This is a genomic window from Neolewinella antarctica (assembly GCF_011927835.1).
Classification (GTDB): Bacteria; Bacteroidota; Bacteroidia; order Chitinophagales; family Saprospiraceae; genus Neolewinella; species Neolewinella antarctica.
The window spans coordinates 1,128,388-1,146,007 of record NZ_JAATJH010000001.1; the positions used below are offsets into that span (position 1 = coordinate 1,128,388).

General features: G+C 52.2%; 10 protein-coding genes, 5 tRNA genes and 1 pseudogene. All 16 read right to left on the reverse strand.

Going from position 1 to position 17,620, the window contains the following annotated elements; genetic code table 11:
• Positions 1–532: 532 nt before the first annotated feature.
• Positions 533–4,831: pseudogene (rpoC, locus tag GGR27_RS04520) on the reverse strand (DNA-directed RNA polymerase subunit beta'); the annotation flags it as partial.
• Positions 4,832–5,018: 187 nt separating this feature from the next.
• On the reverse strand, positions 5,019–8,843 hold the full coding sequence (gene rpoB / locus GGR27_RS04525) for a DNA-directed RNA polymerase subunit beta (RefSeq protein ID WP_168036186.1): 3,825 nt from the start codon (positions 8,841–8,843) through the stop codon (positions 5,019–5,021).
• 396 nt (positions 8,844–9,239) lie between these two features.
• The gene (gene rplL, locus GGR27_RS04530; protein ID WP_168036187.1) at positions 9,240–9,620 is read right to left on the reverse strand and encodes a 50S ribosomal protein L7/L12; all 381 of its coding nucleotides are present in this window, start codon (positions 9,618–9,620) and stop codon (positions 9,240–9,242) included.
• Positions 9,621–9,772: 152 nt separating this feature from the next.
• Positions 9,773–10,303 (reverse strand): 50S ribosomal protein L10, encoded by a 531-nt coding sequence (gene rplJ, locus GGR27_RS04535; RefSeq protein WP_168036188.1) that lies wholly within the window; start codon positions 10,301–10,303, stop codon positions 9,773–9,775.
• A 26-nt stretch (positions 10,304–10,329) separates the two neighbouring features.
• Positions 10,330–11,022, reverse strand: coding sequence for a 50S ribosomal protein L1 (gene rplA / locus GGR27_RS04540; protein ID WP_168036189.1), 693 nt, complete (start codon positions 11,020–11,022; stop codon positions 10,330–10,332).
• Positions 11,023–11,167: 145 nt separating this feature from the next.
• Positions 11,168–11,611: a 50S ribosomal protein L11 gene (rplK, locus tag GGR27_RS04545; RefSeq protein ID WP_168036190.1), complete on the reverse strand. Its 444-nt coding sequence runs from the start codon at positions 11,609–11,611 to the stop codon at positions 11,168–11,170.
• A 142-nt stretch (positions 11,612–11,753) separates the two neighbouring features.
• Positions 11,754–12,299: a transcription termination/antitermination protein NusG gene (gene nusG, locus GGR27_RS04550; RefSeq protein ID WP_168036191.1), complete on the reverse strand. Its 546-nt coding sequence runs from the start codon at positions 12,297–12,299 to the stop codon at positions 11,754–11,756.
• Positions 12,300–12,314: 15 nt separating this feature from the next.
• Positions 12,315–12,512, reverse strand: coding sequence for a preprotein translocase subunit SecE (gene secE, locus GGR27_RS04555; protein ID WP_168036192.1), 198 nt, complete (start codon positions 12,510–12,512; stop codon positions 12,315–12,317).
• A 214-nt stretch (positions 12,513–12,726) separates the two neighbouring features.
• Positions 12,727–12,799: transfer RNA gene (locus GGR27_RS04560), tRNA-Trp, on the reverse strand.
• Positions 12,800–13,240: 441 nt separating this feature from the next.
• On the reverse strand, positions 13,241–14,434 hold the full coding sequence (tuf, locus tag GGR27_RS04565; RefSeq protein WP_168036193.1) for an elongation factor Tu: 1,194 nt from the start codon (positions 14,432–14,434) through the stop codon (positions 13,241–13,243).
• A 226-nt stretch (positions 14,435–14,660) separates the two neighbouring features.
• A tRNA-Thr gene (locus GGR27_RS04570) sits at positions 14,661–14,732 on the reverse strand.
• 168 nt (positions 14,733–14,900) lie between these two features.
• A tRNA-Gly gene (locus GGR27_RS04575) sits at positions 14,901–14,973 on the reverse strand.
• A 265-nt stretch (positions 14,974–15,238) separates the two neighbouring features.
• Positions 15,239–15,320 (reverse strand) — tRNA-Tyr (locus GGR27_RS04580).
• 51 nt (positions 15,321–15,371) lie between these two features.
• Positions 15,372–15,445 (reverse strand) — tRNA-Thr (locus GGR27_RS04585).
• 104 nt (positions 15,446–15,549) lie between these two features.
• A complete protein-coding gene (locus GGR27_RS04590; RefSeq protein ID WP_168036194.1) occupies positions 15,550–16,476 on the reverse strand; it encodes a tyrosine-type recombinase/integrase in 927 nt (308 codons plus the stop codon).
• Between the two features lie 91 nt (positions 16,477–16,567).
• Positions 16,568–17,569 (reverse strand): tetratricopeptide repeat protein, encoded by a 1,002-nt coding sequence (locus tag GGR27_RS04595; protein ID WP_168036195.1) that lies wholly within the window; start codon positions 17,567–17,569, stop codon positions 16,568–16,570.
• Positions 17,570–17,620: the final 51 nt, after the last annotated feature.

A 17,620-nucleotide genomic window follows, 5' to 3' on the forward strand; every position in this document is an offset into this window, starting at 1 on the left:
TGGCTGCAACTACTTCTTCGTCATCCGTAGTAGCCGTTGCTTCCGAAGTATCGGCGGTGGCTGGCGCTTCTTTAGCTTCAGTCGTCGCGTCGACTTTCGGCGTTTGCTCGGCAGTTGATGCTTCCTGAACTTCGGCGGTAGCTGCTATTTCCACCACTTGATCGGTAGTTGGCACTGCCTCAGCTTTAGCGATAGCAGCCTCTTCCGGTGTCTGGAGGGTCGTCGGTTCTCCGTGAAAATTGGTATCAGCGGATGCTTCGGGCACTTCCTGACCGGTAGGTACTTTCTCAATTTCGGCAGTAATCGCTGCTTCCGTCACCCGAGGGGCGGTTGGTGTGGCGGAAACCTCGGTAATAGCCGGTCCATCCATTACGGCAGTAGCAACCGGGGCTCCCATGACGGCGGTATCGGTAGGCATTTCCATTACGTCGGATGCAGTTGCGGTCCCCGCGGCAGCCGTAGCTTGAGCGTTCGCCAAAGCTGAAGCAGCGCTAGCTTCTTCCGCAGCTTTAGCAGCAGCTTCTTCCTCAGCAAAAGCCCGCTGGCGAGCTTCCCACTGGTCCTGTGCTTCTTTCGTCGTTACGAACAGGCGGTCATACTTACGCATACCCGTACCGGCTGGAATCCGCTTACCGACAATTACGTTCTCCTTGAGGCCTTCGAGGAAGTCCTGCTTGGCGGCAATCGCGGCCGTGGAGAGTACTTTCGTCGTCTCCTGGAAAGAGGCGGCAGAAATCCAACTCGGTGTACCGAGCGAAGATTTAGTGATACCCTGCAGCAGCGGGAAGCTGGTTGCAGCCTGCGCGTCGCGGAACGTCATGATCTTCATATCGTTACGCTTCAGACGAGAGTTCTCTTCCCGAACTTCACGCATCGTGACGATCTTGCCCTCACGGAAGCGATCGGAATCGCCCTTCTCGTTGATGACTTTCTTGTCGTAGATCCAGTCGTTCTGCTTAAAGAACTCGTAGCGCTCGATGGCTTCCCCTTCGAGAAAGGTCGTATCACCCTGGTCTACGATCTGAACACGGCGCATCATCTGACGACAGATCGTTTCGATGTGCTTGTTGTTGATCGTAATACCCTGCGAGCGGTAAACTTCCTGGACACCGTTGACCAAATAGGTCTGTACGGCGAAAGGACCTTTGATGTCGAGAATATCGCGCGGCGCGATGGCACCGTCGGACAGCGGCATACCGGCGCGAACGAAATCCTGATCCTGCACGAGAATGTGCTTGCTGAGGTTGATCAGGTACTTGCGCTTCTGACCGTCTTTGGCTTCTACGATCAACTCACGGTTACCGCGTTTGATCTTTTTAGAGAACGTTACGATACCGTCAATTTCAGATACAACGGCGGGGTTACTAGGATTACGTGCCTCGAAAAGCTCCGTTACCCGCGGCAGACCACCGGTGATATCCGCGATCTTACCACCCTTCCGGGGGATTTTTACGATCTTCTCGCCAAGGGCGACATCAGCACCGTCCTTCACCGAGATGTAGGCACCTACGGGTAGGTTATACTGACGTAATTCGGCTCCGTCCTTATCGATGATTGTGATGGTCGGAATCCGCTTCCGGTCACGTGTTTCGATCACGACCTTCTCTTCGAAGCCCGTTAGCTCGTCACGTTCCGTCCGGAAAGTTACACCTTCGTCGATGTCGGAATACCGCGCGATACCGGCGAATTCGGAAACGATCACCGCGTTGTAGGGGTCCCACTCAACGATGCGCTCCCCTTTCTTAATAGTCTGGCCATCTTCAACGAAGAGCGTACCACCGTAAGGAATGTACTGCGTCGTGTAAACCTTGCCAGTCTCCGGGTTAGAAATTTTCATTTCACCGGAACGGGAAAGAACGATGGTTTGCTTATCGCCCATCATGTCGACGGCGTCAACCGTGCGAATATCTTCGAAAGATACCTTACCGTTGAATTTAGATTCAAGGTTATTATCGGTACTAGTCACGGAAGCCGTACCACCTACGTGGAACGTACGAAGCGTAAGCTGTGTACCGGGCTCTCCGATGGACTGCGCGGCAATGATACCGACGGCGTCACCGATCTCGGCCTTACGACCGGATGCAAGGTTTTTACCGTAACACTTCGCACAAACACCACGCTCGACCTCACAGGTAAGCACGGAACGGATGGTTACCTCTTCGACGCCTTCAGCTTCGATGTACTTCGCGGTCCGTTGGTCGATGTAAGCATCGGCCTCGACAATTACCTCATCGGTAACCGGGTGGAGGATGTCATCAAGGGCATAGCGGCCGGCAATGCGGCTTTCCAGGCTCTCGATCAACTTATCATTCTCACGCAGCGCTGAAGTATCGATGCCCCGGAGAGTACCACAGTCTGGGATCATAACGACCACATCCTGCGCAACGTCTACCAAACGACGCGTCAGGTAGCCAGCATCAGCCGTCTTCAGAGCCGTGTCGGCCAGTCCCTTACGGGCACCGTGTGTGGAGATAAAGTACTCCAGTACGGAAAGTCCGTCGACGAAGTTGGAAAGAATCGGATTCTCGATAACGGCGGGGCCGGCATCGTTCGATTTTTTCGGCTTGGCCATCAGACCACGAAGACCACAGAGCTGCTTAATCTGCTGTGTGGAACCACGGGCTCCGGAGTGGAGCATCATGTACACGGAGTTAAAACCTTGCTTGTGCTCGGCCAACTCTTGCATCAGCGTAGTCGTGATCTCGTTGTCGGCACTAGTCCACTTGTCAATCACCTTATTATAACGCTCGTTATTGGTGATGAGACCCATGTTGTAGTTGTCCTGAATGTCGTCCACTTCGGCGCGGGCTTGAATCAGTACTTTCGACTTCACGGATGGTGTAATCAGGTCACCGAGGTTGAAGGACAAACCGCCCTTGAACGCCCAGTGGAAACCCATATCCTTGATCTTATCGAGGAAGATGGCCGTCACGGCAAAGCTCGTCCGGTCGATGATGTCACCGATTACCTTCTTAAGGTTCTTCTTGGTAAGTAGCACGTCCTGGTAAGGGACCGTAGCGGGCATGGCGCTGTTGAAGATGATCCGACCGGTTGTGGTCTCGACCAATTTCTTCTTCAGGCTCATGGTACCGTCTTCGGCTTCCACTTCCATGGGAACGCGGCAGTGAATGGTGGCGTGGAGATCGAGTTTACCTTCGTTGTAGGCGATCATAACTTCCTCCGGGCTGTAGAACTTACCACCCTCACCCTTCACCTTCACTTCGTCAGTAGACTTCTTGTTCTTGGTGATGTAGTAAAGGCCCAGTACCATATCCTGTGAAGGAAGCGTCACCGGCGTACCGTTCTGCGGGTTCAGCATGTTGTGGCTGGAAAGCATCAACACCTGCGCCTCGAGAATAGCGGCTTGGCTCAGTGGAACGTGGACGGCCATCTGGTCACCGTCGAAGTCAGCGTTAAACGCGGAACAGACAAGTGGGTGGAGCTGAATCGCTTTTCCTTCAATCAATTTAGGCTGGAAGGCCTGAATTGAAAGACGGTGCAGCGTCGGTGCCCGGTTCAACATCACGGGGTGTCCCTTGAGAATGTTCTCGAGGATTTCCCAGATCACGGGCTCTTTGCGGTCCACCAATTTCTTGGCGGACTTAACCGTCTTCACGATACCGCGCTCGATGAGCTTACGGATTACGAACGGCTTAAAGAGCTCCGCGGCCATTCCCTTAGGAAGACCGCATTCGTGCAGTTTCAGCGTAGGGCCTACAACGATAACGGAACGACCAGAGTAGTCAACCCGCTTACCGAGAAGGTTCTGACGGAAACGTCCCTGCTTACCCTTAAGGATGTCGGAGAGCGACTTCAGCGCACGGCCACCTTCCGCCTTTACGGCATTGGATTTCCGGCTGTTATCAAAAAGACTATCGACGGCTTCCTGCAACATCCGCTTCTCATTCCGAAGAATTACTTCGGGAGCTTTGATCTCCAAAAGACGCTTCAGACGGTTGTTACGGATGATTACGCGACGGTAGAGATCGTTAAGGTCGGAAGAGGCAAAACGGCCACCATCCAGGGGTACGAGCGGGCGCAGTTCCGGCGGAACGACGGGCAGGTACTGGATAATTGTCCATTCTGGCTTATTAACGACGTTCTTCTGAGCGTCGCGGAAAGCTTCCACTACGCGCAAACGCTTGAGTGCTTCACTCTTACGTTGCTGGCTAGTCTCCGTACTGGCCTGGTGGCGCAGTTGGTCGGAAAGACTGTCCAATTCTAGACCTTCGAGAAGGTCACGAACGGCTTCGGCACCCATTTTAGCGACAAATTTGTCGGGGTGTCCGTCTTCCAGTTGCTGGTTTTCGGGGGGCAAGGTCTCGAGAATATCGAGGTACTGCTCTTCCGTGATCAGCGTGCGGTGCATGATCTCGTCACTTTCCCGAATACCGGGATTAATGACGACGTAGCGTTCGTAGTAAATGATCGATTCCAGGTTCTTGGAAGAGAAACCAAGCAGGTAAGCGATTTTGTTAGGTAGAGATTTGAAGAACCAGATGTGAACGACTGGCACGACCAAACGGATGTGTCCGTTACGCTCGCGACGCACCTTCTTTTCGGTTACTTCGACGCCACAGCGGTCACAAACGATCCCCTTGTAGCGGATGCGCTTGTACTTACCACAGTAACATTCGTAGTCTTTAACCGGGCCAAAGATCCGCTCACAGAAAAGACCATCACGTTCCGGCTTATAGCTACGGTAGTTGATCGTCTCTGGCTTCAACACTTCACCGTAGCTGCGCTCCAGGATGTCGTCCGGGGAGCTGAGGCTAATGGTGATTGCGTCGAAGTCCTGCTTCTGGACACTGATATTTTTCTTGAAAGCCATATTATTATTTATTAGCGCGGTCGCGGGTGCGGGGGAAGTTTGCGAGGAGTAGCTGCCAAACTTCTTTGGCACTTACCACTCTACTTTGCACCCGCGTCAGCGCAAAAAATTCGATTGGAGAAAAGTCCGGCTCGTATGCCGGGTAAGTCTCCCCCACCCTTTCGGAAAGCGTGGGGGAGCATTCAGCCTAGTCAAACTTCACGTCGAGTGCCAAGCCGCGAAGCTCGTGCACCAGTACGTTGAACGACTCGGGGATATTCGGCTCGGGGAGATTATCACCCTTGACGATAGCCTCGTACGCCTTAGCCCGTCCCTGAATATCATCCGACTTGATTGTCAGCAATTCTTGAAGGATGTTGGCCGCACCGAATGCTTCGAGGGCCCAAACTTCCATCTCGCCGAAGCGCTGGCCACCGAACTGCGCCTTACCACCGAGCGGCTGCTGGGTAATGAGGGAGTAGGGGCCGATCGAGCGAGCGTGCATCTTGTCGTCAACCATGTGGCTGAGTTTCAACATGTAGATCACGCCAACCGTGGCTTGCTGGTGGAAACGGTCACCCGTTTCACCGTCAAAGAGGTAAGTCTGACCGAGAGATGGCAACTTCGCCTCCTGGATGTACTCCTCGATTTCCGCCTGACTAGCTCCGTCAAAGATCGGCGTACCGAACTTCATACCGAGTTTCTCGCCAGCCCAACCAAGGACGGTTTCAAAAATCTGACCGAGGTTCATCCGCGAGGGAACACCGAGGGGGTTCAGGATAATGTCAACCGGTGTACCGTCTTCCAGGAAGGGCATGTCCTCATCGCGAACGATACGAGATACGATTCCTTTGTTACCGTGGCGGCCGGCAAGCTTATCACCCACTTTCAGCTTACGCTTCTTAGCGAGGTAGACTTTAGCGAGCTTGAGTACACCTGCGGGGAGTTCGTCACCGACACTGATGTTAAAGGTCTCCCGCTTGTAGCGACCGACTTCTTCGTTGACTTTGATGCTGAAATTGTGTAGCAGGCGCGCGATCAATTTGTTGAGATCGTCGCTAGTTGTCCAACCCGTATAGTCAATGCTGGTGTAATCCAGATCACGGAGGAGTGACTGCGTAAATTTCTCACCCTTGGGAACCACTGATTCCTTGTAAATGGTATTTACACCCTGGCTTGCGCGACCACGAACGAGCTGGTCGAGTTTATCGACGAGGCGAGTCTTCAGTTTGTTGAGGTTGACTTTGTGGTCGTCCTCAAGCTTCTGTAGCTTCAGCTTTTCAGCATCTTTCTGAGCCTGGTCCTTCTTGGTCTTGCTGAACAAGTCTTTGCCGATGACGACTCCCTTCAATGAAGGGGAAGCTTTCATGGAGGCATCCTTAACGTCACCCGCTTTATCACCAAAGATGGCGCGAAGGAGTTTCTCTTCCGGTGTCGGATCGCTCTCTCCCTTCGGAGTGATTTTACCGATGATGATGTCACCTTCCTTGATCCAAGCACCGACGCGGATGATTCCGTTCTCGTCGAGGTCCTTGGTTGCTTCTTCCGAAACATTAGGAATGTCATTGGTCAATTCTTCTTCACCCAGCTTGGTATCGCGCACGTCCATTTCGAAGTGCTCGATGTGCAACGAGGTAAAGACATCTTCGCGGACAACGCGCTCGGACAGCACGATGGCATCCTCAAAGTTGTAACCTTTCCAGGGCATGAAGGCAACCTTCATATTCTGCCCCAGTGCGAGTTCGCCCTTCTCGGTAGCGTAGCCGTCGCAAAGGATTTGACCCTTCTGGACTTTCTGGCCGCGCTTAACGATCGGCTTGAGGTTAACACAAGTACCCTGGTTGGTCCGTAGAAACTTGGTTAGCGTGTAAGTGACCTTGTCTTCGTCGAAGGAAACTAATCTGTCCTCGTCGGTACGCTCGTAGCTGACGATAATTTCGTTGGCGTCTACGTACTCGATGGTACCAGCTCCTTCGGCGTTAATCAACATACGACTGTCGCGCGCTACTTTGCCTTCCAGACCAGTACCGACGATCGGACTTGCGGGGCGAAGCAAAGGAACTGCCTGACGCTGCATGTTCGAACCCATCAGGGCACGGTTAGCGTCATCATTCTCGAGGAAAGGAATCATGGAGGCAGATACACCAACAATTTGGTTGGGAGCTACGTCCATGTACTCCAGGTCTTCCGGTGCCAGGACGGGGAAATCACCGTGATCACGAGCTTTAATCTCATCGTTCACGAAGGCTCCCTTCTCGTCGATTTCGGAATTCGCCTGGGCGATCTTCTTAAAGTCCTCCCCTTCAGCAGAAAGGTAGATGGGTTCGCCATCCATGATGACCTTGCTATTCTCGACCGCGCGGTAGGGCGTTTCGAGGAAGCCCATCTTGTTGACCTTGGCGTGAACGCAGAGGGTAGAAATCAGACCGATGTTTGGTCCCTCCGGTGTCTCAATCGTACAGAGACGGCCATAATGACTGTAGTGAACGTCACGTACCTCAAAGCCGGCGCGCTCGCGGCTCAAACCACCGGGCCCGAGTGCTGAAATCCGCCGCTTGTGCGTGATCTCGGAAAGTGGGTTCGTCTGGTCGAGAAACTGGCTCAACTGGCTAGTACCGAAGAAAGAGTTGATGACGGAAGAAAGCGTCCGTGCGTTGATCAGGTCAATTGGCGTAAAGACTTCGTTGTCACGAACGTTCATCCGTTCGCGAATCGTCCGGGCCATACGGGCCAAGCCAACACCGAACTGGGCGTAGAGCTGCTCGCCTACGGTACGGACCCGTCGGTTACTCAGGTGATCGATATCGTCGATCTCCGCCCGCTGATTCATGAGTGCCACCAAGTACTTGACGATGGCAATAATGTCTTCCTTAGTAAGGACTAAGATCTCATCGTCCGTGCCGGCGTTCAGTTTGCGGTTGATCTTGTAACGACCTACCTCACCGAGATTATAGCGCTTGTCGGAGAAGAACAACTTGTCGATGATACCGCGAGCAGTTTCTTCATCCGGTGGATCGGAACCGCGAAGTTGACGGTAGATATACTGTACCGCTTCAATCTCGGAACTTGAGGGGTCTTTCTGCAGGGTATTGTAGATAATACCGTAGTCCATGCCCAAGTCCTCTCTTTGGAGGATGACATTCTCGATGCCTTCGGCTTCCAGAATCTCTTCGATATTCTCCTCCGTCAGTACGGTGTCGCGCTCCAGAATAATCTCGTTACGCTCCAGCGTGACGAGTTCACCGGTGTCTTCATCCACAAAGTCTTCCGTCCAGGCACGCAGTACGCGGGCGGCAAGCTTACGGCCGATGGTCTTGTTAAGTGCTTCACGCGTATTGGGTACTTCGTCAGCGAGGTCAAAGAGATCGAGGATTGATTTGTCACTGTCGAAACCAATCGCGCGCAGTAGCGTGGTTACGGGGAATTTCTTTTTCCGGTCGATGTATGCGTACATGACGGTGTTGATGTCCGTAGCAAATTCCATCCACGCTCCTTTGAAAGGAATTACGCGGGCGGAGTAAATAGCCGTACCGTTGGGGTGGAAGTTCTGACCGAAGAACACACCCGGGCTACGGTGTAGCTGAGACACGATGACCCGTTCGGCTCCGTTAATCACGAAGGTTCCTTTAGGCGTCATGTACGGGATGTTTCCTAGGAAAACATCCTGCTCGATGGTTTGAAAATCGACGTGCTCCTCATCGTTACACGACAAACGGAGTTTTGCCTTCAGCGGGACGCTGTAGGTTAGGCCACGCTGCATACACTCAGGGATAGAGTAGCGGGGTGGGTCCACGAAGTAATCGAGGAACTCGAGGTTGAAGATGTTACGAGTGTCGGAAATGGGGAAGTTCTCCTGGAAGACTCGGTATAAACCTTCTAAACCCCTGTTTTCAGGGGTTGTCTCGAGTTGGAAAAACTCTTGAAAAGATTTAAGTTGAATTTCTAAAAGATCGGGAGAGTGACTAGTTAACTTAATTTTGCCGAAGCTCACCCGTTGTTCTTCAGCGCTTAGGATCTGGCTGTTTGACGTCATTAGCAGTATTCCTTTATGTTTGGCCCGATATCTAGCCGTCCGCGGTGGCTCGACGTCGAGGGGGGTTACAGGGGGGGTCCGGACAAATAGATCCGGGCGGGATAGGGGGTGCGAATCAAGAAGACAATTCTACACCAGGTTTAGTTGCGACAGTTTGGCTAGCGGCGACACTAGCTTTCACGTGCCCTAACGCGTTTAAATGCAATTATCAGAGTACAGATTAGCCAAGTATCAAAACTTGAAAAATCAAGCACGTTGGTGCGCTAGTTATTTATACGCAAATGGCCTAGCGGAGATACCTCCCGCTAAGCCGTATAAAGTACCGGTAAGAAGTAGCGGGAACGACCACCAAAAGTGATCGTTCCCAACTAAATCATGCAGTAGGCTAAGCCTGAATTACTTCAGGTTTACCGTAGCACCAGCCTCTTCGAGAGCGGCTTTGATGCTTTCTGCCTCGTCCTTAGGAACGCCTTCCTTAATGATAGCTGGAGCGCTGTCAACAAGACCTTTGGCGTCCTTAAGACCAAGACCGAGGAGGTTCTTAACTTCCTTCACAACGGCTAGTTTGCTGCCACCGGCAGATTCTAGTTCGATGTTGAAGTCAGTCTTCTCGGCTGGTCCACCGTCGGCGTCACCGCCACCTCCACCACCTCCGGCTGCAACAGCAGCGGCGGCGGGCTCGATGCCGTATTCGTCCTTCATGATGGTTACGAGCTCGCTAACTTCCTTGATGGTTAGGTTAACGAGTGATTCGGCAAGTGTTTTTACGTCTGCCATAATAGAAAAGTATTTAAAATTGATTTACGAGTAATCGCGTATCAGCTTGGAAGCAATGAGAAGAGGTAGTCTATAGTCTATGGTGTTTAGTCTTCAGCCGAATTAAGTACTGTAGACTATAGACTACAGACTGAAAACTTGCCGCGAGCTTATTAAGCCTCGCGTTCCTCCAGCGTCTTGAGAAGACCGGCAACCTGGGCACCACCACTCTTGAGTCCGGAAAGCAGATTCTGCATCGGGCTTTGGAGAAGGGTAAGCACATCGGAAACGAGTTCTTCGCGTGACTTGAGTTTAGAAAGCAACTCTAGCTTATCGTCCCCCACATAAATGGAGCTCGAGATGTAAGCGGCCTTTAGAATAGGACGTTCACCCTCCTTGCCACGGAATTCTTTGATCACCTTGGCTGGTGCATTGGCCGTCTCCGTAAAGAGAATAGCAGTAGCACCTTTGAGGCTTTCAAAAATCTCGGCGTAGTTGTTTTCGGAGGGAAGTTGCTCGAGCGCTTTCCGCGCCAGTGTATTCTTCACCACCTGCATTTTGATGCCCTTAGCGTGAAGCGCACGACGGAGTTCCGTCGTCTTATCAGCGGGGAGAGTAGAGGCGTCGGCAACGTAGAAGAACTCGTTTGCCTCGAAGGCTGCTTTGAGCTGCTCAATCGCTGCTCCTTTTTCATTCTTAGTCATGTTAACTTAAGTTTTGGGATGAACGATTAAGCGATTGTCTTGGGGTCAACTTTGATACCGGGGCTCATGGTAGAAGCAACGGTCACGGATTTCATGTATATGCCTTTGGCACTAGCTGGCTTAAGGCGGTTTAGTGTACCGAGAAGTTCGTTAGCGTTCTCCGTCAGCTGCTCGGGGGTAAAACCTACCCGGCCAATGCTGGAGTGAACGATACCGAATTTGTCGAGACGGAAGGCAATCTTACCGCCTTTCACATCGGTGATTGCCTGAGCTACGTCCATGGTTACCGTACCCGTCTTGGGGTTAGGCATAAGACCACGCGGGCCGAGTACGCGACCGAGACGACCGACTTTGGCCATCGTTTGGGGCATCGCGACCACGACGTCGAAGTCAGTCCAACCACCGGTTACCTTAGCAACCAGATCATCGAGACCGACAAAGTCAGCACCCGCTGCAATTGCTTCTTCTTCTTTATCCGGAGTTACGAACGCGAGAACGCGCTTCGTCTTACCCGTCCCGTGAGGAAGGGTGACCGTGCCACGCAGGGCTTGGTCGGGTTTGCGCGGGTCGAGGCCCATGCGAACGTGTACGTCAACGGAAGCGTCGAACTTCGCGGTATTGATTTCCCTGACGAGGCTCATCGCATCGCCGAGAGCATACTGCTTAGTTGCGTCGAGCTTCGCGACCGCGGCTTTGCGCGCTTTACTAAGTTTTGCCATAATAAAATATATTTGAGGTGAATGACGCACCAACTAAATGGTGCTCCCTACTGCCGCCCAGAAAATAACCGAGCGGCTTAAATTAATTGTTGGTTGTCGTACCAGTCAACCAGCACAACAGGAGATGATCGTTGCCTTGTTGGACTTAAGCTTTCCAGGGTGCGGTACCAGAGATCGTGATGCCCATGGAGCGAGCCGTACCGGCGATCATTCTCATGCCACTTTCTACTTCGAAGCAGTTGAGATCGGTCATCTTGTCTTCCGCAATGGCACGAACCTGGTCCCAGGTTACGCTACCTACTTTGATGCGGTTAGATTCTTGTGATCCACTCTTCAGCTTTGAAGCTTCGAGAAGTTGGACCGCTGCTGGTGGCGTCTTAATAACGAAGTCAAAGGACTTGTCTTTGTAAACATCAATAACTACGGGAAGGATCTTTCCTTGCTGGTCCTGCGTAGCGGCGTTGAAGCGCTTACAGAATTCCATGATGTTTACACCTTTAGCACCGAGCGCGGGGCCGACGGGCGGGGCGGGGTTGGCACCACCGCCTCTTACCTGAAGTTTGATTTGTACATCTACTTCCTTAGCCATAATAGCTTAATTTTTGTCGTACTAGCGAATGGATACAGACCATCCTCCGACGTTTAACTTTAATTTGAATTAGTATCTTCTTTCAATGAAGCGTCTCACGTAACCATAAGTTACCTCGACGGTTGCACCTGATCTCTTTAGTTTAGCTTTGCTTTTCGACCTGCATAAAGTTGAGTTCAACTTCAGTGCCACGACCAAAAATCTTGACGATCACTTTGAGCTTCTTCTTCTCCTCATTAACTTCCTGGATATCACCGACGAACTCGTTGAATGGTCCATCAATGATTTTCACTGTTTCACCTTCAATGAATGGCTCGATTAGTGAATCCCCTGCTTCGAGGTTCTCATCAACTTTTCCAAGTAGACGGTTAGCTTCCGAATCCCGCATGGGGATCGGCTCGTTCTTACCGAGGAAATGAATAATGTTGGGTAGGCTCGTAATTCCATCCAACACGTTACCATTCAGCGCGTAGGGATCAGCTTCGACGAGGATGTAGCCAGGTAGAATGTTACGGTCTGAAATGACCTTTTTGCCACCACGAATTTTGTAAACCTTTTCCGTAGGCACCACGATCTTCAGGATGTGCGCTTCCCAGCCGTTGCGGGAAATTTCCTTCTCGATTCGTTCCTTAATCTTCTTTTCCTTACCGCTGATGACGCGAAGGGAATACCATTTAGTTACTGCCATTACTGCTGTAGGTTATTATCCGGTCGTAATGCCGTAAACGTTATCGATGATGAATTGCCATACGACATCCATACCGAAAATGAGCAACGCGAAAATCGCGGAGCCCACTAAAACGAGAATGGTGTTAGTCTGCAGGGTGCTGTAAGAAGGCCAGGTCACGTTGTGCACCAGCTCATTGTAGCTTTCCCGCATGTAAAGGGTAATCTTATCCATGGAAGAAAATTAAAGAAACGGACGAAAATCGCCTTTCTTGAAAAGTTTGCTCAGTTCCGTTGAACCGAATGTGCACGGGCGGAGAGAAACGCATACTTAACCACTGGTTTAGCTTCGCTACTGCCTGTCGGCGGTAGGAGACCTCAGTGCTCAAGGGTAATTTTTCCCGCCTTTGCGGCTATGTTGTAAACAGACTCCGTTGAGTCTGAGAATGCACGGGCGGAGAGAATCGAACTCCCAACCGCTGGTTTTGGAGACCAGTGCTCTACCAGTTGAGCTACGCCCGTATAAATTTTCATTCTCCGTATTGGGAATGTGGATGAAGCCAATTTTGGAGACCATCCCGATAGCTATCGGGATACCAGTTGAGCTACGCCCGTATAAATTTTCATTCTCCGTATTGGGAATGTGGATGAAGCCAGTTTTGGAAACCATCCCGATAGCTATCGGGATACCAGTTGAGCTACGCCCGTATGAATTTCATTCCCCGTTTTGAGAATGTGGATGATGCCGGTTTTGGGGATCATCCCGATAGCTATCGGGATACCAATTGAGCTACGCCCGTAAAAAAGTTACACCCACTGGTGCGACTCTACCGCTTGATTTTTACCAATGCGGCTGCAAAAGTAAGTAAATTCCTAACAAAGCAAAAGTTAAGTGCACAAAATAGCGCACTTAACTTTCAGCTTTTGTCAGAATCATCACGAAGCCGAAGCTTCTGGCGATCGTTAATCGAGGATTTCAGTTACCTGACCGGCACCAACCGTACGACCACCCTCACGGATAGCGAAGCGGAGGCCTTTCTCCATGGCGATCTCGGCGAGGAGAGACACTTCGAGCGTCACGTTATCACCGGGCATCACCATTTCTACGTTCTCGGGCAGCTTCACGTCACCGGTTACGTCCGTCGTACGGAAGTAGAACTGGGGGCGGTAGCCGTTGAAGAATGGCGTGTGACGGCCACCCTCGTCTTTGCTAAGTACGTACACCTCACACTTGAACTTCGTGTGTGGCTTTACGGAGCCTGGCTTACAGATAACCATACCACGCTTGATGGCGGTCTTCTCAATACCACGGAGCAACATACCGGCGTTGTCACCAGCTTCACCGCGGTCGAGCAGTTTACGGAACATCTCTACACCGGTAATGGTGGAAACAAGTTTCTTACCTGGCTCCTGCATGCCGATGATCTCTACTGAGTCACCTACGTTCACAACACCACGCTCGATCCGTCCGGTAGCAACCGTACCACGACCCGTGATGGAGAAGACGTCCTCAACGGGCATCAAGAAAGGTAGGTCAACCAAGCGCTCTGGCTCGGGGATTTCCGCGTCAACGGCGTCCATTAAGTCCTGTACTCCTTTTACACCATCGGCGTCGCCGTCGAGTGCTTTGAGTGCGGAACCGATGATTACACTTGCGTTGTCACCATCGTAATCGTACTGCGTAAGCAGTTCGCGAACTTCCATCTCTACGAGCTCGAGCATCTCTTCGTCGTCGACGAGGTCAGCCTTGTTCATGAAGACTACGATGTTAGGGACACCAACCTGGCGGGCCAGGAGGATGTGCTCACGCGTCTGAGGCATGGGGCCATCAGTGGCGGCAACTACGAGGATAGCTCCGTCCATCTGGGCGGCACCCGTAACCATGTTCTTTACGTAATCGGCGTGCCCCGGGCAGTCAACGTGCGCGTAGTGACGTGCAGCGGTTTCGTACTCAACGTGAGCCGTGTTGATCGTGATACCACGCTCTTTTTCTTCGGGAGCGGAGTCAATGCTATCGTAGGACATCTTTTTGGATGAACCGGCTTCTGAAAGCACGGAGGTGATAGCGGCCGTCAAAGTGGTCTTGCCGTGGTCAACGTGACCGATGGTACCAATATTAACGTGCGGTTTACTTCTGTCGAATTTTTCCTTAGCCATGGAGCTTAAGTATTTAGGGGGATTAAAAAAACTAGTTTGGTTGGGATACGAACCGCACCCCGGTCGCCCCTACCCTGTCCAGAATTGGACAAAGTTTAATTTTCGTTCTCCAGCCATCCGGTTACGTAAACGTAGCGAGCGCCAGAAAGTAGGGTGTTACTGACGGGCGCCGGGATGACGAACTAAACTATTTTCGGTAACCGCCGCTGATGCGGGGTTACCAGAGAGCCAACGGTGAGATTCGAACTCACGACCCCTTCCTTACCATGGAAGTGCTCTACCCCTGAGCTACGTCGGCCTTTTTTTGATAATACGATGTGCGATTTTCGATAGATAACATTCCATCCGCTCCGCTGCTTCTTAACGGCAATTCAGCTAACGTAAGAAGGACATCGCGCCTTAGCTAACTCATCGAAAACACACAATATTTTCAACACAACCGACCTATCGTTATAGATCGTAAAAGAGCGGAAGACGAGGCTCGAACCCGCGACCCTCAGCTTGGAAGGCTGATGCTCTACCAACTGAGCTACTTCCGCAAATGCAACAAGTACAAGACTTATTACTATGGTAAATTGGAAAGTCACCTCCCTTCAGATCTCAGGCTTGAACCCGCGACCCTTAGCTTGGTGCGTAATCTGGGGATGGGGCCCTAGATTTAAGCGCTCTACCAACTGAGCTACTTCCGCACGTATTCAACGTGTGTAATTTGTAATTGAACATTCAAAATTTACCGCCAAGGTTCCAAGCTTGGCGCAAATGCTAAATCCTAAACGTTCAATCGAACACGTCAAATATAAAAGGTGGGGGTAGTAGGATTCGAACCTACTCAGCCGAAACATTGGATTTACAGTCCAACCTACCTCTCCAACTGTAGCGTACCCCCTTTATTAAATCACCATTCTCCAAAAAGCTACTTCCGAAGAAGAACGCCTTGAGCCGATAGACGGATTCGAACCGCCGACCGGCTGATTACAAATCAGCTGCTCTACCGGACTGAGCTATATCGGCTTGTAATGATGATTTAGACCTTGATTTCAATACTGCCTAAGGACGTTTTCCGTAAGCGATTGCAAAGGTAATACCTTACGTACAATTACCAAAACAACACGAAACTATTTTTTAGTTTCCGAAAAGCTCCTTTTGTCCTCACCCGCGGGGTGGGCTCGTCGGTAGACTTCTTGCAGGCGCTTCACGTCGCTGTGGGTGTACAACTGGGTGGCCGCTAAATTGGCGTGACCCAGTAACTCTTTGACCGCATTCAGGTCCGCACCCCCCGATAGTAATTGCGTAGCGAACGTATGACGGAGCACGTGGGGCCCCTTCCTTTCCTCCGTACTGACCGTCGTTAGGTGAGCGAATACTTTATTGTAAACAAACTTAGGGTACATCGCTCTCCCTTTATCAGTCAGCAGTAAGTTAGTTGGTGCGGATCCATGAGTGGTTTCCCTGACCTCCCCGTAGCGGCTAATAAGTTCCGCCAGTTTGTGACCGAAGGGAATCAGTCGCTGTTTGTTCCCCTTCCCCGTTACGGTTAGTCGCCCACGATTCAGGTCCACGTCACCTGTTCGCAAGTTGATGAGCTCGGCGCGGCGTACGCCCGTCTGGTAGAGGATGGCGAGCAAGGTGTGGTCACGGAGGCTCGTGAACGACTCATCCTTCAACGGATCGGGAAAGTTGGCGAACAGAAAACCAAGGTCCTTAGCGGCAATCGTGGCGGGTAGTCGCTTGCCTAACTTAGGAACGGGGATTTTACGGGTGGGATCATCTACCTGGAGGCCACGTTGCAGACGCCATTTGTAGAACGCCTTGAGGGAACTGAGTTTACGCCGCACGGATGCGGATGACAGCTTTTTGTGACTCACTAAGTCAGTCATCCACCACTTGACGTGGGTCCGCTCGATTGCCTTTTCGTTAGTTACCCCGTGGTGCAGTGCACAGTACTTAGCAAATTGGTCCAAGTCACCCCGGTAGGCCGTGATGGTGTGGACGCTGAGCCGGCGTTGGTGAGCTAGGTAGGATAAGAATTCGTGGAATACCATGGTGGACCAAAGGTAGTTAATCGCTTCCCCCAGCCCTCACTTACGTAACGCTCTTTGCTTGCCCAAATAACTTTGCACCCGCGACCGCGCCCTACTCCGCTTCCCCCACTCGCGCCATACCTTCTAGCGCCAGGGTATATTCCGGAGCGAAGCGAAGGGCGGTCCGGTAATCCTTCCGGGCCCCAGCTACATCACCCAGCAACTCCCGCGCGTAACCCCGGAAAAAGTAAGCGCGGATGTGAAAGGGGTCGTTCTTGATTACGAGATCGAATTCCGCCTTAGCGCGCGGGACGCTATCCAGCTCCATCAGCAACAAGCCCGCGTTGAAGTAACCGGCAACGTACTGATGATCGGCGCGGCTCGCGGCACGGTACGTCTGGATGGCCTCGGGGATGTTTTCCGTGTCCCGCAAGTAATCCGCCTTAGCGTGAATGGCGACCGGGTCGGTGGGGTCGATGGCGACCGCGGCGTCAAAATAGGTGCCGGCGCGGGGCTGGCCCCGAGAAAAAAGGAGTTGACCGACCCGGATGAAGCCATCGGTCAGGTCGGGGTCGATCTCCGTGGCTTCTTCGGCGGATTTAATGGCGCGGGCGGTATCACCGGTCTCCAAAAAAGCTTCACTCAGGAGCAAGTAAGCATCGGGGTTACGGGGGTCAAGACGGGTGACCTCATTGAGGGAACGAAGCGCTTCTTCGTACTGCTTCAGAATGATTTGTGTCTCCGCCAGCCGCAGTTGGGTCTCGACGTTATTCGGATCCAGCGCGGCCGCGCGCTCCAGCATGCGCAGGGCGAGGCGGCTGCGATAATAGTCGAGATAGACGTCGCTGAGCGTCCAGTGGTATTCAATGTTGGTGCTGTCGATCGAAAGGGCCGCCCGGAGGTCGGTGATGGCAGCGTCGTAATTATCCTTCTCGTACCACAGCGACGCCCGCCGTGCGTGGAGGGCTGCCCGAGTGGGGTCGGCCAGGATGGCGGCGTCGAGCTTGGCGATTACGGGGTCACCGCCGGAAGTATTGGGTGCAACCGCTTGCTCAGCTTCGCCACAAGCGGCACAAAGAAGGATCAAAAAGACGAATAAACAGGAAGCTTTCATGGCGGGCGGGCTAATTTTGGCGCGAAGTTACTTAACGCCCCGCGCCCCCTA